Consider the following 16,504-nt stretch of genomic DNA (forward strand, 5'->3'; position numbering starts at 1 on the left):
TGCGTGACCCCTCCCCCTGCAACCGGGTTGCGATCGTAAATGAGTTGCTGCGCGGTTCGCCTCGCCAGTCTGAACCCATGAGCAACGAATGGCACAACAACCCCGTCCCCCGCCACGCCAACCCCGGCCAGTACGAGGCCGGACCGGCCCCGCAGTACTACGGCGGCCCGCACTACCAGCCGCAGCCTCCGAAGAAGTCCCACACGCTGCGTAACACTCTCCTGGTCCTGACCGGGCTGTTCGTCGTGGGCGGCCTGGGTTCCTGCGCGGCCATGGTCCTGGTCGCCGGCAACGCCGTCGACGAGGCCGTGACGGCCGTCGAAGAGGAGGACGCGCAGCCCGGCGGCCCCGACAACCCGCTCGAGATCGCGATCGGGAAGGCCTTCGAGGTGAACGGGTTCGAGTACCACAAGGGCTGGAAGGCGAGCCCTAACGCGTTGGGGAGCGTGGACGTCCGCAAATTAAGGGTGACCAACAACCGCGGCGACAAGGACTCCGCGCTCGTCGACATCAAGTTCTGGAAGGGCACCGAGGTCGTCGCGACGAGCAGCTGCACGTCCGACCCGATCGACGTCTGCACCACCGTGTCGCTGTCCTGCTTCTCGGCGGACGACTGGGCGAAGGGCTACGACCGGATCACCATCAACGACACCTTCTGAGCGGCGGAGGAGTTCCCTGATGAATCGCCGCCGTCAGGCCAGCAAGGCTGCCCGCCCGCCGATCCCGGCTCAGCCGCGCCGGCGGGCGTGCGGGAAGAGGTACTTCGACGACCGGATCGCCGCGGACTTCTCACTGGCCACGATCCGCGCCAAGGGTGCCGCGCTGCAGAAGGACCCGGTGCGCTCCTATGCCTGCCCCCGCTGCCACGGCTGGCACCTCACGTCCGTGCGGGACGAGCGGGTCCGCACCTTCTGGAAGTAGCAGCAGTTCCGGCGAAGAGCTGCTGATGAGTCGAGGGCCTGAGGCGGCGCGCCGCAGGCCATCGCAAGGGTCGAGAGCATCGAACAGGGGAAAGCAATGTCGAATGCACCGTCCAAGGATCTGATCTCCACCGTGGCGCAGGCTCTGAGCGCCACCGGCGTCAGCGACGACGTGGGACTGCTGGTGCTGGCCGCGTTGCAGGGCGAGCAGGAACTGCACGAACTGCTCGAGGGAACCGCGAGCGAGACAACAACAGGGAGCGCGGGACAGCCGCATTCGGTTCCTGAGCCGGCCCGGGCGTATCTGTCGGCGATCGAGGTCGAAGGATTTCGGGGCATCGGTCCGCTCGCCCGGCTGGACCTGCCGGTGGGTCCGGGCCTGACCGTGATCTCGGGCCGTAACGGCTGCGGTAAGTCCAGTTTCGCCGAGGCGCTCGAGGTCGCGCTGACCAGCAACAGCTACCGCTGGAAGAACCGCACCGCAGCTGTCTGGAAGGAAGCCTGGCGCAACGTCCACCAGCCCGAAACGGCGCGCATCACGGTGGAACTGGCGGTTCAGGACCAGCCGCTGACCACCGTCGGCGCCGAGTGGGACAAGGACGCGACGCTGCAGGACGTGCGCACGTGGACCCAGGTGCACGGGCAGAAGCGCCAGGCCGGGCTGTCCGGGCTGGGCTGGGCCGGCGCGCTGGAGGCCCACCGGCCCCTGCTGTCCTACGACGAGCTCAGCTCGCTGGTCGCCGAGCCGAGCAAGCTGTACAAGGCGCTGGCGCCCATCCTGGGTCTGGAGCAGATCACCGACGCCCAGGCACGGCTGAAGCAGGCGCTGGGCAAGCTGCGGGTGCACCGGGAGGCGGCGAACGACCAGCGCGCGGCGCTGGCACCGTTGCTGCGTGCGGCGAAGGACGAGCGGGGCCAGCAGGCCTTCGAGCTCATCCACCAGCGCCGGCCCGACCTCGATGCGGTCGCCGCGCTCGTCACCGGCAGCCAGGACCACGGCTACGTCGAGACGATCTCGGTGCTGGCCCAGCTGAACACGATCAGCCGCCCGAACGCTGGCCTGCTGCACGGCATGATCGACCTGTACCGGGAGTCGCGGCAGGAACTGGTCGATGCCCAGGGCTTCTTCGAGGCGTCGGCGGCGCGACGGTCCCAGCTGCTCAGCCTTGCGCTGGAGCACCACGACCAGGGCGGTGACACCGTGTGCCCGGTCTGCGAGGGCGCGGTCCTGGACTCCGCCTGGGCCGAGCGTACCCGGGCCGAACTGGACCAGGAACGGGCACTGGGCAAGCGGCTGAGCCGGGCCCGCGCCGCCGCCGCCCACGCCGAGCAGGCCCTCCTCGCGCTCATCACTCCCCTGCCTCGGGTGCTCCTCGAGCTGCCCGGTCTCGGCGCCGACGTCGCTGCCGCCTGCCAGGCGGTGCGCGAGGCCTGGCAGGACTGGGCGGGCCTAACTGAGGTGGACCAGATCGCCGAGCACGGGCCGGCTGCCTGCGAGCGCCTGGACGCGGCCGTCAGCGAGCTCGGCGCGGTCGCGAACGCCGCACTCGAGGCCCGGCACGATGCCTGGCAGACGCTGGCGTTGCGCCTGGGCCGGTGGCACGCCGACATGAGCGCGGCCGTGGCGCTCGAGGAGCAGGCACGCCTGGTCGACGTCGCGCACACCTGGGTCAAGGAGCAGGCGCAGACGTTGCGGGCGCAGCGGATGAAACCGCTGTCCGAGCGCACCCGGGCCATCCGGTCCGCGCTGCGGCACGAGAGCAACGTCGACATCACCGAGGTCGTGCTGCAGCCGTGGGGTTCCTCGGGACGGGTGCACTTTCCCGCCGCCGTCGACGGTGAGGAAGCCGCCGCCCTCGCCGTGATGAGCCAGGGTGAGGCCAACGCCCTTGCCCTGTCGGTGTTCCTGCCCAAGGCCACCCTGGCCGACAGCCCGTTCGGGTTCCTGATGATCGACGATCCGGTGCAGGCCATGGACCCGGCGAAGGTCGACGGCCTGGCCCGGGTGCTGCACGAGGCCGCGCGGGAGCGTCAGGTCATCGTGCTTACCCACGACGACCGGCTGGCCGAGGCGGTGGGGCGGCTGGGACTGCCCGCCACCATGCTCCAGGTCACCCGCGACCTGCGCTCGGTGGTGAGCGTGCGGGAGACGGCTGACGAGGCACGGAACCTGCTGGCGGATGCGCTGACGGTGGCCAGGGACCCGGGGATGGACGACACCGTGCGCCGCCACGTTCTGCCGACCCTGGTGCGGGGCAGCATCGAGTCGCGCTGCCACAGCATGTACTTCAACCGCATGCTCCGGGCCGGGGTTCCTCGTGTCGAGGTCGACGCCGGCTGGTCAAGGGCGCAGACCACCAAGAGCAAGGTCGCTCTGGCCCTCTCCAGCGGGGACGCCGGCATTTGGAAGCGGGCGCGCCCTCACCGCAACCGGGCCCTGGACATCTGTGCCCGGGGCCACCACCAGGGTCTGAGCGGCGACCCGCTGACGGCCGTCGACGACCTGCGGGACACACTGGCCGATCTGGAGGCGCACCGTGGCTGAGCAGCAGGATGCAGCCCTCGCTCTGCTGGGCGCGGCCCGCACTGCCCTGGGTGCCCAGTCACCGTTTCCGCCCGACCGCCGGGCCCGGGCCGCGGCAGCGATGGCCAGAACGGTGCTGGAGGGCGAGATCGACCGCTGGCTGGCGGCTCTGGGGCGGCCCTACGGAGCCGGGCCCCACGGGCCTGGCTTTCGCGGAGCGAGCAAACTCATCGCGTTGCGGGCCCTGGACGGGACGCCGGCCTCACGCCAGGTCACCTACGCCTGGAACGCCCTGTCGAGGGCCTGCCATCACCACGCCTACGACCTGCCCGCCTCGGCGGCCGAGGTACACCACCTCGTTCTGATCGTCGAGGCCCGGGTCCGGGCCGGCCTCGCGCCCGGGCCGGCGATCGCTGAGCCGCCGACAGCCACCGCCGTCGCCGTCGCCGCCGGGCATGCTGCCGGCCGGTGAACTCATCGAGCTCGTGGTCGGCCGCCGGCAGTGCCGCCCCGGGTTTACGGATAGTCACTTCCACACCACCAGAACCGGATAAAGTGCGGGTGATTTGCCGGTATGGCCGGGCTCTCACCCTGATCAGTGAGCTGGGCAGCCGGGCATTGCGCCATGCCCGCTCCTCAAGCAGACCGTTCGCCGCTCGTCACGAATGTGAAGGATCCCCAGGTGCCCGACCGGAACCACAGCGCTGATCAGGACGTCGTGCTCGACCGCACCCGCCGCTTCCTCGACTACCTGGGCTCGGTGGCCCGCGAGCTCAAGAAGAAGGCCGAGCGCGACCTGCGTCAGGCCGCCGCCGGCACCCCGCTGTGGCCGGACGCCGTCCCGGCCCATCACGCCGTCGCGCTGGGACCCGCGCAGGGGCGCGACGCCTGGCTGACCGTCAAGAAGGTCAACGAGCCGGCCCGGCCCGCGCTGCCCAAGCGCCTGGCCGACCATGTCGAGGCCGCTTCCCTCAACGACCTGGAAAACGGGCCTGTTCTGCGCACGCCGGAACCGCCGCACGAGCCTGCACCGGCCGACGACTGCACGGCCGAAGAGCTCGAGGCCTGGCTGGCCCAGCAGCAACTGCACGAGGAATGGCTCGAGCTCGGCGCACACCTGCAGACCTGGACCCACCAGGTATGGAAGCCGTGGGCGCTCAGCATCCCGCCGGCCCGCGCCGCCCGCGCGCTGTACTCGCACCTGTTCGACCTCAGCCTGCTGCTGAAGGAGAACCAGGCCACCCACGAGCTGACCTGGGGTCACAGCGTCCTGGGCTGGCAGGTCGGGCAGCAGACGATCTTCTCCCCGGTGCTCACCACGCGGATGACGATCGAGAGCGACAGCGGCGACGGCACCCTGCGGGTGCTGCCCGAGCGTTCCACCGAGCTCGAACTCGACGCCCTCGAAGGCCTCGGGATCCCCGCGGTCGCCGAGCTGGCCAAGCTGCGTGAACGGCTGCGCTCCAGCCCGCTCGACCCCTGGCTGGAGGACTCCCTCCAGAGCGTCAACCTCAGCGTCCTGGCCCCGCTGGGCCTGGACGCCAAGCTGAACGAGGCGGGCGAGGCGGCACAGCCCGACCGGCAGCCGGCGCTCAACCCGACCTGGGTGCTCTACCCGCGCAAGCGCGCCCTGCGGCAGGAACGCTTCTACCAGGAGCTCGCCGACGTCATCGACGAAAAGGGTTTCATCCCCGAGGGCGTGGCTGCGATCGTCGCCGACGAGGAGACGATCACCGCCGACCGGGAAGCCGGGTCGCTGGGCTACGGCAGCCGCAACACCTCCGAGTGGACGGCCGTGGCGGACTTCCCCCTGCTGCCCCTGCCCTCGAACGACGACCAGGACCGCATCATCCGCCAGCTGGGCCGCAGTCGCGGGGTCACCGTTCAGGGACCTCCCGGCACCGGCAAGACCCACACCATCGCGAACCTCGTCAGCCACCTGGTCGCGCACGGCAAGCGGGTCCTGGTCACGGCCCAGAAGGAGCAGGCCCTCGAGGTCCTGCGGGACAAGATCCCCGAGGAACTGCGCGATCTCAGCGTCGCCGCCCTGGGATCCTCCCCCGAGGCGATCGACCAGGTGCACTCGGCAGTCCAGGCGATGAGCAACATCGTGAGCAGGCTGGACGTGGAGCGCGAGACCCGGAAGGTCGCCGAACTGAAGGCCCAGGTCGAGGACCTGCGCATCCAGATCCGCCAGAGCGACCTGAAGTCCGTTGAGGCCCTGCGCACCGAGCAGAGCGAGTTCCCCCTGCCCACCGGCCCGGCCAAGGCCGGCGACGTGGCCCGCTGGGTGCACGATCACGCCGAGACCATCGGCGTCATCGCCGACCGCATCCCGGCCGGAACAGCACTTCCCCTGAACCAGGCCGAACGTCTCACGCTGCACCGCCTCTGCCGGGACCTGCCCGCCGCCGACATCCGCGCGCTGCGCCTGGACCGGCCCGCTCCCGGAGATCTTCCCGTCGGCTCGCAACTGCGCCAGGACCACGAAAAGCTCTACCGGATGCGCGATGCACTCGCCGACCTGGAAGCCGAGGGAATCGACTTCGAGGGTGTCGACAGCCTCGGCGAGGACGAGCTGAGCGAGCTGGCCGACCTCGCAGCCACCGCCGCCGAACGAGTCGGGCGGCTGCAGGAGCCCTGGCTCCTGGGCATCCGCACCGCCGTGCGTGACTCCCCTGACCTGGCCACGTACTGGGACGAGCAGGCCAGGCAGCTCCAGCACCGCAGCGCCCAGTTGATCGCTCTGCGAAAGAGCACCGTCGGGCACACCTTCGACGTGCCAACGGGGGACGTCCGTACGCACCACGGCTTGCTGGATCAGCTCGAACAGCGGATCGCCAAGGGCAAGGGCGTACCCAAGCTGTTCAACGGGCCACTGCGTGAGTTCCACCAGAAGGCCACCGTCGACGACGGCGACATCCGCACCATCGAGGAGCTGAACCTCGTCCGTACCTGGATCGACCTGCGCGCGCAGACCTCAGCGGCGCTGCGGTACGTGCAGCAGCTGGCCGACGAGTGCGGGATGCCGGTACCTGCCGCCGGGGGCACGTTCACCTCGGCCGTCAGCCAGCTGGCCCAGCAGCTCCAGGACGCTCTCGTCTGGGAGAACACCGAACAACGGACGACGGTGGCCCGCTTGCGCACGGCCCTGTCGTCCCTCAGCGGCCTTCCAGACCCCGAAGACCTCTCCAACGCGGCACGACTTCTCCACGCGGCCGCCGAACGTCGCCAGGAACGCGCCCTGACCGCCTCCCTGGAATCTCACCGCGAGCACCTGGAGCTCCAGCGGCAGACAAGCACCGCGTCCCCCCTCTGGGACCTGCTGTACACCGCCTACATCAACCGCTCCTGGCACGACTGGGACGCAGCCCTGGAGGAGAACGCTCGCCTGAGCGGGCTCCTGCCAGACCTGGAACAGTACGACCGGCTGCTCGGGCGTCTGACACCGATCACCTCCCGTTGGGCTGAACGCCTGGCCGCTAATACCCACGTCCTGGACCCCGAACAGTGGCAGGACGCCTGGGTGTGGGCGCAGGCCGACACTTGGCTCCAGGAACTGCGCTCGAACGGCGCGCTGGAGCACTGGCAGCAGCGCAGCGAGGCACTGCGCGACGAGCTGTCCCGCACGGTCGTCGACATGGCCCGGCGCTCGGCCGAGATCGGGCTGAAGCACAACCTGCGCGACGGCCAGCGCCGGGCCCTGAAGGCGTGGCTGGGCGCTCTGGGCAAGGTCGGCAAGGGCACCGGGAAAATGGCGCCGCACTGGCAGGAGACCGCGCGCCAGCAGATGCCCGAGGCGATGGGCGCAGTGCCGGTCTGGATCATGCCGATCCACCGGGTGCTCGACAACTTCGACCCCCGCCGCAGCGACCTTTTCGATGTGGTGATCGTCGACGAGTCCAGCCAGTGCGACCTGCTGTCGGTCGGGGTCCTCGCCCTGGGCCAGAAGGTCGTCGTCGTGGGCGACGACAAGCAGACCAGCCCGCCGGGAGTGGGTGTTCTGCGGGAGCGGATCGTCGGCCTGCAGCAGGCTCACCTGGACGGCGTTCCCCAGAAGGAACTGCTGACGGTCGACGAGAGCCTGTACGGGATCGCCGAGCGGGCCTACGGCGACGTGGTGATGCTGCGGGAACACTTCCGCTGCGTTCCCGAGATCATCGACTTCAGCAACCGCTTCTACGACAACCGGATCCTGCCGCTGCGGGAGAAGACCCGCGAAGGTATCGGGCCGGCCCTGCGTGCGGTCCACGTCCCTGACGGTGCGCTCGTCGGAGCCGACTCCACGCGAGCCAACCGCCCGGAGGCCGCCGCACTCGTCCAGCAGGTCGTCGAGTGCGCCAGCGATCCGGCCTACGAAGGACTCAGTTTCGGTGTGGTCGTCCTGCTGTCCGGCGGCCAGCAGAAGGAGATCGAACGTCAGCTCAAGTCCCGTCTGGGGCTCGAGCTGTTCCAGAAGCTGAACCTGCGGGTGGGCGACGCCGCTGCCTTCCAGGGCGACGAGCGAGACGTCATCTTCGTCAGCGTCGTCACCGACCACCACCGCTACGCGGCCGTCCAGAAACGCGACAAGCAAGCCATCAATGTCGCCGCCTCCCGCGCCCGCGACCAGCTCTGGGTCTTCCACACGGTCGACCCGGCCACCCTCAACGCCGAAGACCAGCGGCGCGCCCTGATCGACTACGCCCGCAGCTACGGTGACCGCCGCAAGGAGGCGCAGGACCTTCGTGAGCGGTGCGACTCCGGCTTCGAGCGCGACGTCCTCGACCAGCTGCTGGCCCACGACTACAAGGTCAGTGTGCAGCACCGCGTCGGCGGGTACCGCATCGACATGGTCGTGCACGGCGAGAAGGACCGGCTCGCCGTCGAGTGCGACGGTGACCGCTTCCACGGCCTCGAGCAGTGGGACGACGACCTGCGGCGTCAGCGGGTGCTGGAACGGCTCGGCTGGAAGTTCTGGCGGGTGCTGGCCTCCACGTACTACCGCTCTCCCGGCGAGGCGTTCGCCGCCCTGGTCACCCGCCTCGACCAGCTGGGTATCACCCCGATCGCCGGCACTGCACCCGAAGTCTCCCCGCCGCCGGTACTGCCCACCGCCGACCTCGAGCAGAAGGTGATCATCGAGACGCCGGCTGAGCCCGTCGCCTCGGTGAACGTCGTGGCCCAGACCGCAGGGCAAGAGGCCCTCATCACGATCCGGCCGAAAAACGACGCCCCCGACGTGACACCCACACGTACACCAGCACCGGAGGCGGCACCCAAACGCGTCTCGGCACTGACCAGCGTCTCCGCCACGACGTCGGTATCCGTCCCATCACTTATGAAGCCCGCCTCGGTAGAGGTACCCGTTCCAACCGGCTACCGTCTGGTCGGCTGGATCCGGCCCCATGAGGCCGCAGCCGCGCTCTCGGCCCACCGGCACCGCACCGACACCCCGATCCTCGACGAGAACGGCAGGGAATGCGGCATCGCCCGCTTCCACCCCGACGACTCCCCCGAGGCCCAGCGCTACCGCTCGAACGTCGAGGTCCGCCGGCGCAACGGCGTCCGCGAGCGCATCGTGGCCTGGCTCAAGGAAGCCGAGGCCACCGCGATCGTCCAGGCCGCCGATGCCCAGCAGGACGTCCACGTCCATCCTGACCAGCAAGGCCAGAGCGGTTTCCTGGTGCAGTACTTCGCCCCTGAGTCCACCGAAGCAAAGACGTACCGCAGCACCACGCGGCTGCTGCGCACGTCCATCTGAAAGGAACAATCAGGCCATGGACCACGAAGTACAGCTGATCAGTGACGGTGAAGGGCTGGCAGTCATCGGCCAGCCGGCCGACGTCGAGCGCTTCCTGACCTCAGAGGGGCTCACGTCGAAGGATCTCGGGCTACCCCGCCTCAAGTCCGTACTCCACAGCGGATCCGTTGTCGCGCAAGCCGGTTCGCAGATCGTCGCCAACACCGGCCGATGGGTCCAGCTGACTCCTCAGTCCGCCGCGAAAGTAGCAGAGTACGGACTGCGCCAGACCCCCAAGGGGCTCAGCACCGGAGTGGTCAGGGGTCCGCACGGCCAGATCCGGAACATCGTCCAGTTCTCCAAAGGCCCCGTGTCCCCACAGGCTCTGGTCGCCAACCCGGCGGTTCTCGCCGGGGCCGCCGGGATCATGGCCCAACTGGCGATGAAACAGACCATGGACGAGATCACCGACTATCTCGCCGCCATCGACGCCAAGGTCGACGCTGTTCTGCGCGCCCAGAACGACGCCGTCCTGGCCCGCATGATCGGCGCCGGCCTCGTCATCGACGAGACCATGACCATCCGCGAACAGCGGGGCCGCGTCGACGACATCATGTGGTCCAAGGTGCAGACCGCGCCCACCACGATCGCCGACACCCAGGCCTACGCCCTGCTGCAGCTCGACGCCCTCGCCGACAGGCTCGAGTCCAAGACCTACATCAACGAACTCGCCGCCACCGCCAAGGAAGCCGAGACCGTGGTCAGGGAATGGCTGGCGGTTCTGGCCCGCACCTTTCAGCTGCAGGACGCTATCGCGGTGCTGGAACTCGACCGGGTCCTGGACGAGTCCCCCGATGAACTGGACGGTCACCGGCTGGGGCTGAAAATAGCCCGGCAGAAACGGCTCACCCACATCTCGGACAGTACCGAGCGCCTGCTGAGCAGGATCAACGCGGCCGTCGAGACCGCCAATGCGAACGTGCTCATGAACCCCTTCGACACCCCGGCCGTGGTGCGCTCCAGCAACCACGTCCTGGCCGGCGTACACGACTTCCGTCGCGCCCTCAGCATCGAATCGAGCCACGAGGCGTCCGAAGCCAGGGCGTGGACCGATGCCGCCACGGACGTAAAGGACAAGGCCCTCGGCGCAGGAGCGCACGGCGTGAGCGCCGCCAGGAACCTCGGCAGCGAAGCTATCAGCCGGGCCGGTTCAGTGACGGGCCGAATCTCCAGCGGCATCCCCTGGAAGGGGCGCCGCCGCAACGACGGCTGACCACATTCAATCCTTGCACTGGATGACGCATCTCACCTACGTAGCACCACTGGCCTGACATCATGTGCTGTCGAGGCCGGCGGAGCAATTGAGGGGCACGAGTTGGACACACACGTTCGGACGCCACTGACGATCTTCAGCATGCCGCAGCAGCTGGTCGTGCCTCTGTTCCAGCGCCCCTACGTCTGGGACGAGGAGGGGCAGTGGGCCCCGCTCTGGCAGGACGTGCGCCGCCTGGTCGAACACCACCTCGACCACCTCGGATCGTCGGCCACCCACTTCCTGGGGGCGGTCGTCATCCAGTCGATCGGCACCACCCACGGGACACTTCAAGGCTGGTCGATCATCGACGGCCAACAGCGGCTTACCACCCTGCAAATCCTCTTCGACGCTGTTGGGGTGGCCTGTGAAGAACACGGGCAGGACCAGCTCAGCGGACAGCTCGAGGCCCTCACCCACAACCAGGCTCACTTCCTGGGCCCGAGCGACGTGCCCCTGAAGCTGCGACACAGCAACCGGGACCAGGCCGTCTTCGACGAGGTCATGTTGGCCGACCCGCCGATCCCCTACGAAACCCTCACCGGGCACTCGTCCCTCATCGCCCAGGCACACCGATTCTTCACTGCCCAGGTCGAGAAATGGCTGATTGCAGGTTATTCCACCTTCAGCCTCGAGCAGCGAGCTCAGACACTGACCACCGTCCTGACCCAGTCGTTGCAGCTGGTGGTGATCGACCTCAAGGCCGACGAGAACTCCCAGGAGATCTTCGAGACCCTCAACGCTCGCGGCACTCCCCTGACCTCGGCCGACCTGATCAAGAACTTCGTGTTCCAGCGGCTGGCCGCCGAGGGCGTGGACATCCGGCACGCCTACAACGAGCTGTGGCCCTTCGAGTCCGCGTTCTGGGAGAAGGAGGTCAGCGTCGGGCGGACCCTGGTCAGCCGCAGCTCGCTGTTCTTCAACCAGTGGCTGATCTCGCGCATCGGCGAGGAGCTCAGCCCCAAGTCGACATTCGCCCGGTTCAAGCACCACCTCGAGTACGAGGCCAAGGCCTCCATGTTCGACCTGCTCACCGTGATCCGTACGCAGGCGAACCAGTACGAGACCTGGACCAAGAACGCCACTGACCCCGACCGCGACCTCGACCCGCTGGAGATGGCCTTCTACCGCATGCAGGCCGCCCAGACCGAGGCGCTCAAGCCAGCTCTGCTCTGGCTCACCGAGCCGGCCGGCGCCTACCCGGAGCCGGTCGTTCGCCGCGTGGTGCGCAGTCTGGAGAGCTGGCTCATGCGCCGGCTGATGCTGCGCCTGACCTCCGCCGACCACGGCCGCGTCGTCGCCGACCTGATCCAGTCGAGCCAGGGCCTCAGCGCTGACAAACTCCCCCAACGTGTGGAAGCCTTCCTCGCTCGCCAGAATGCCGAAAGCACCTACTGGCCGGGCGATGCCGAACTGGAGAAGGTGCTGGCTGAGGAACCGGTGTACCAGCGGCTCAAGCGCAGCCGGCTCCGCATGCTTCTCGAGGCAGCAGAGGACGCTCTACGCGGCTACGCGGGAACCGCAACCTCCAAGACGGGATCGCGAGTGCGTCGGACCGGGCTCCCCATCGAGCACCTGCTGCCCCGTTCCTGGAAGAAAAACTGGCCCGTCCCGGATCTGGCCGCCGAGATCGACCGTGCCGCACACGTCCACCGGCTCGGGAACCTGACCTTGCTCACCACCGGGCTGAACTCATCCGTCTCCAACTCTCCCTGGCTCGGTGACGGCGGCAAGCGCATCGAACTCGACAAGCACGACGTCCTGCTGATGAACCGTGAGATCTACAAGTCCTCGATCAACGGGTGGGACGAGAGCCTCATCGACGAGCGCACCCACCGGCTGGTCGAGCTGCTGGCCCTCACCTGGCCGGTGCCGGACGGGCACGCTGGTGCGGTAGTCGATCGGGACGTCTCTGAGGAGAGCAAGGCAAGCCTGAAGGAATTGGTTGCCTCTGGAGCGCTGCCCGCGGGGACGACTTTGACCGCGCGCCACGGAAGCTGGGGAGCCGTGACGTGCACCGTCACGGCAGAGGGCCGGATCTTGCTTGACGGGCAGACCTTCTCGACTCCGTCGGGCGCAGGTAAGCATGTGCGCAAGAGCCCCACCAACGGATGGTGGTTCTGGTCGTTGCCGGATGGGCGGCGGTTGAAGGACCTGCGCAGCACTCCAGCGTGATCCGCTGAGCCCTCGCACCGCCCGGGCGCAAAACCACGGACAGGAAGCAGGTCATGGTCGACCAATTGAACACGCTCACTACAGTGCTGAGTGAGAAGTTGCTCCAGATCGCCGACTACCAGCGCCCGTACGCCTGGGAAGACAAGCAGCTAGGCGATCTTTGGGACGACCTCGACCTCCTGGGCACCGAAAGCCACTACGCCGGAACCCTGGTGCTGCAGCGCACCACGGAACCGACCCGGCAATCGTCCTCCGGCGAAGACCTGGGAACGTACGAAGTGGTGGACGGGCAGCAACGCCTGACCACTTGCCTGCTTCTCCTCGACCGGGTGCGTCGAGCACTCAAAGCCTACGTCGACACGGACGAGGGGGCCGACGACGCCGTCCGCGACATCAGGAAGCTTCTGACCGTGCAGATCGGCGGCGTCCGGACCAGACGGCTGCAGCTGGCCGGCGACCTGGGTTCGTTCTGGGACAACATCATCCTGGGCGAGGACCCGATGGACGGAGTGTCGCTGTCCGAGGGCCAAAGACGCCTCGATCGGGCGCGCCGCTTCTTCGACACGCGGATCGCCGACCTGACCATCGACGTCGACGACTCGGTCAAGGTCAAGCGCCTGATTGATCTGCGCACCCGGGTGAACTCCCGCCTGCGGTTCCTGGTCTACGAGGTCAGGTCGAACGCCGAGGTCGGAGTGCTTTTCGAGACGCTGAACGAGCGCGGGCAACCACTGTCCGAACTGGAGAAGGTCAAGAACTACCTGCTGTACCTGGCCCGGCAGATTTCCCCGCAGCAGAGCGACGACCTGGCCAAGAAGATCAACCAGGCCTGGTCCGTCATCTTCGGCAATCTGGCCGGCCTGCCGGTCGACGACGACGCTCTGCTGAACGCGCACTGGCTGGCCACCAAGGACCACCGGCCCAACGAGTGGAAGCGGACCGCCTCGATCAAAGCCCGGTTTCCGCGACACAAGTACGTGCCCAGCGCCGATCGCCTCACGTCGACCGGTGCGCAATCCAGCGAGGCCGACTACGGCAAGGCCTGGCAGGAGCTGTACGACGACGTCAGCGACTACGTGAGGTCGCTGCAGCTGTGCTCAGCCTTCCTGCGGGACATGCACACCGACGGCGCCAAGTACCACGACTTCACCGAGCACGATGCGGCCCGCGCCCGTCGCGCCAATGCCGCCTTGGTCCGCGGCGACGTCTGGTTCCCTTTCCGGCCCCTGATGTTCGCCGCGCGGCTGCGCTACCCGCAGGACGGTGCTTTCTACGCCGAACTCGTCGAGCTCTGCGAGACCTACTCCGCGCGGCTGTTCGCCATCTGTCAGTTCCGCACCAACGCCGGCCGGACCACCCTGGCCAAGGCTGCGTTCGACCTGCACTCAGGCCTCGACCGCCAGGAGATCCTCGAGACCATCCGCTCGTGCATCTGGAACTGGGCACCGGACGAGGCCGTCAGCTCCGAGTTCGTGCCCGAGAAGAACTGGTACCACCGGCGCAGCCACAAGTACGTTCTCTACGAATACGAGCTGGAGATCAACAAGGAGATCGCCCCGTTCCGCGACTTCATCCAGACCGGACGACGTAAGACGACCGAGCACGTCCTGCCCCAGACCCCGGAAGAGGGCAGCCAGTGGCTGGTCGACTTCGGCGAGAACCACTCACGTCTTGTCCACGGCATCGGCAACCTCGTTCTCACCTACGACAATTCGTCGTACGGGCGCAAGGAGTACTCCCAGAAACGTGGATCCCTTGGCACCGCCGAGCCTTGCTACCTGGGCACGTCAGCCCTGAACCGTGCACGGGAACTTGGGAGCCTGTACGAGACCTGGACCCCGGCCACTGTCGAACAGCGGCTGCAGCAGATCCGGGCCTGGGCGCTGCAGCGATGGGCCGTCGTGCCACCCAACGACATCGATGCAGAGGAGCTAGACGCCGACAGCGAGATGGATGACGCTGCTGACGAAGCCACCGTGCTCAGCGGGCAGACTGCGTGATCGCCGCGCGCCTACGCGGCTAGCGTCAGGTGCCTGACAGCAGCCTTCCGCCGGGTCACCTGCAGGGCAAGGCCTTGCTGTGCACCAGTCAGCTCGCGCGCTTCGCGCGGGGTATGGCTTGTGCACAGCCCGCCCGGCGGCCCGCCTTATCCGGGAAGGTGGCCGGCTCGACAACCACCACGACATCAGCCCCAGGGCCACACGCCATGATCGGGGGTATGCACCCAGAGACGCACACTTTGCGTCCTTCCACAGACCTGGGCGTAATGGCATCAGATGCGAACTCGACACCCACGGATAATCGGGACCGGCAGCGGGCCTCCACGCCCACGGTCTGCGCCGCTGCTGCGCTTCATGCGGGATGGACTCTCGCCGGGGCCATAAGTGGTACCTCGAAAAGTTCAACCCCGCCCGCAGGACACAGCGAGCGATCATGGCCTATCTTCCCGACAACTTACCGCGCGCTGCTTAACACTCCACCGCGGCTTCTTCCGTCGGGAGCGAGGTCGCGGCTGAGCGTCCGGCGCGATGTGTGAACTGAGCCACCCCTGGAGCGCTGCCGGGTCACGCACCCGCGCCTCCCCCTGCCACCGTGCCCATCCGATACTGCCTGGGTGGTCGACCCGCACCACAGTGAGGTGCTCGCCCCCTGCGTCGAGGAACTCCAGAGCCAGGTCGCCGGCGCACATGCAGGCGAAGTCACTCAAACTACTTACGGCGAGGGCGCGGCGCAGTCCTTGCGCCGCCTCGTCGTCGTGAACCTCGACGAGCACATCGTCGCTGAAAACCACCGTCTTCGAACCCGTCGGTCCCGGAACCCGTTCGGGATCCCGGTCGTAGACCAGGAACCCGCGGGGGATGACACGCACGCTCCGGGCCCCGGCCAGCACCCCATCCAGCGCGAGGGGATCGGCGGTTGGCTCTCCAACGATCGGAACCTTCATCACCGCACTTTAAGGGAGCCGTCCAGGCGTACCGAGGACGCCGCCCCGCACACCTGACCGAGAGGGTCAGCGATAGGCGTCAGGTGGAATACGCGCCTGCACCAGTAGTCCGCCCGGCACGGGTCTGGTCCCCGGCCCGGCACCTTGCTGTCGGGATCGGCCGGAATCCGAGCCTGAGGACGAAGGCTACGTTCGCTGTAAATCATCCCCATCTCGGAAAGTGCTGCCGCAGCGATCCCAGAAGATATATTTTTCACCAAGATTCACAGGAGCGTAGGCATCAGCTGATCCGGGGCACGGACCTGAACGACGGGCAGTCAATTGCGACCTGCCGCAAGTTGCGGATCTAGCAGACTGCGACCGGTCGGCATGACACGCCTCGGACTGCCCCCCGCGTTCCAGTCTGCACGTCGTGCGCGCAACTTTGACCAAGGCTTAACCGATGAGAGAACGGTTTATCCGAACCAACACTGTCTGGCCAGATTACCTTTGCGCAGGTCTCCGTGCTGCAACAGCACGCCGTCTCAACATTTCGGCCGTGTCCAGCGATGGAGCCAGAAGCGCAAACCAACGGCGGGCCGGCAGGGGAAAACGATGAGCTATCGGACGCGCAAGGCGCTGGGTCGTCAACTGCGCTCCCTACGTGAGCAGAACGGACTGCGTCACCTGGACCTGGAACTGATCGGGTCCAGAGCTAAGTCGTCTCGCATCGAGAACGGCGAGCAATCAATCCGCAAGTCACCCAAAGTGGACGATTGCGACGACCGGGCGTGGCGGGCGGATCGGTGGCCGCGTTCGCGGTGAGCTTGTGAACCCCCGAGACCGTTGCGGCAATCATGGCCGCGATCGGGATCGAGGGCATCAGCCCCGCACGTTCGCAGTTCGCACCACCGTGCAGGATCCCGAC

10 protein-coding genes are annotated in these 16,504 nt (G+C 67.8%); 9 read left to right on the forward strand and 1 reads right to left on the reverse strand.

What is annotated here, in order from left to right; all coding sequences use genetic code 11:
- Positions 1–77 precede the first annotated feature (77 nt).
- The 8 genes from QSK18_RS33190 to QSK18_RS33225 all read left to right on the forward strand — a co-directional run bounded on the left by QSK18_RS33190 (position 78) and on the right by QSK18_RS33225 (position 14,653).
- On the forward strand, positions 78–659 hold the full coding sequence (locus tag QSK18_RS33190; RefSeq protein ID WP_285627612.1) for a hypothetical protein: 582 nt from the start codon (positions 78–80) through the stop codon (positions 657–659).
- Positions 660–678: 19 nt separating this feature from the next.
- Complete coding sequence (locus tag QSK18_RS33195; protein WP_285627622.1) at positions 679–921, forward strand: hypothetical protein; 243 nt, start codon at positions 679–681, stop codon at positions 919–921.
- Between the two features lie 96 nt (positions 922–1,017).
- Positions 1,018–3,465, forward strand: coding sequence for an AAA family ATPase (locus QSK18_RS33200; protein WP_285627625.1), 2,448 nt, complete (start codon positions 1,018–1,020; stop codon positions 3,463–3,465).
- Positions 3,458–3,916, forward strand: coding sequence for a hypothetical protein (locus QSK18_RS33205; RefSeq protein WP_285627628.1), 459 nt, complete (start codon positions 3,458–3,460; stop codon positions 3,914–3,916). The genes QSK18_RS33200 and QSK18_RS33205 overlap by 8 nt, the downstream gene beginning before the upstream one ends.
- Positions 3,917–4,126: 210 nt before the next feature.
- Positions 4,127–9,187 carry a PDDEXK-like endonuclease domain-containing protein gene (locus QSK18_RS33210; RefSeq protein ID WP_285627631.1) on the forward strand — a complete coding sequence of 1,687 codons (5,061 nt, stop codon included), beginning with the start codon at positions 4,127–4,129 and terminating at the stop codon, positions 9,185–9,187.
- Positions 9,188–9,203: 16 nt separating this feature from the next.
- On the forward strand, positions 9,204–10,439 hold the full coding sequence (locus QSK18_RS33215; RefSeq protein ID WP_285627634.1) for a hypothetical protein: 1,236 nt from the start codon (positions 9,204–9,206) through the stop codon (positions 10,437–10,439).
- Between the two features lie 141 nt (positions 10,440–10,580).
- Positions 10,581–12,653, forward strand: coding sequence for a GmrSD restriction endonuclease domain-containing protein (locus QSK18_RS33220; RefSeq protein WP_285627637.1), 2,073 nt, complete (start codon positions 10,581–10,583; stop codon positions 12,651–12,653).
- Between the two features lie 53 nt (positions 12,654–12,706).
- Positions 12,707–14,653, forward strand: a complete 1,947-nt coding sequence (locus tag QSK18_RS33225) for a DUF262 domain-containing protein (RefSeq protein WP_285627640.1) — start codon at positions 12,707–12,709, stop codon at positions 14,651–14,653.
- Positions 14,654–15,084: 431 nt separating this feature from the next.
- Here the strand turns inward: QSK18_RS33225 and QSK18_RS33230 are convergent, their stop codons facing one another.
- Complete coding sequence (locus tag QSK18_RS33230; RefSeq protein WP_232814477.1) at positions 15,085–15,597, reverse strand: hypothetical protein; 513 nt, start codon at positions 15,595–15,597, stop codon at positions 15,085–15,087.
- 594 nt (positions 15,598–16,191) lie between these two features.
- Here QSK18_RS33230 and QSK18_RS36335 point away from each other — a divergent pair.
- Positions 16,192–16,401 (forward strand): helix-turn-helix domain-containing protein, encoded by a 210-nt coding sequence (locus QSK18_RS36335; RefSeq protein WP_502894312.1) that lies wholly within the window; start codon positions 16,192–16,194, stop codon positions 16,399–16,401.
- Positions 16,402–16,504: the final 103 nt, after the last annotated feature.

Source organism: Kineosporia sp. NBRC 101677, assembly GCF_030269265.1.
Classification (GTDB): domain Bacteria; phylum Actinomycetota; class Actinomycetes; order Actinomycetales; family Kineosporiaceae; genus Kineosporia; species Kineosporia rhizophila.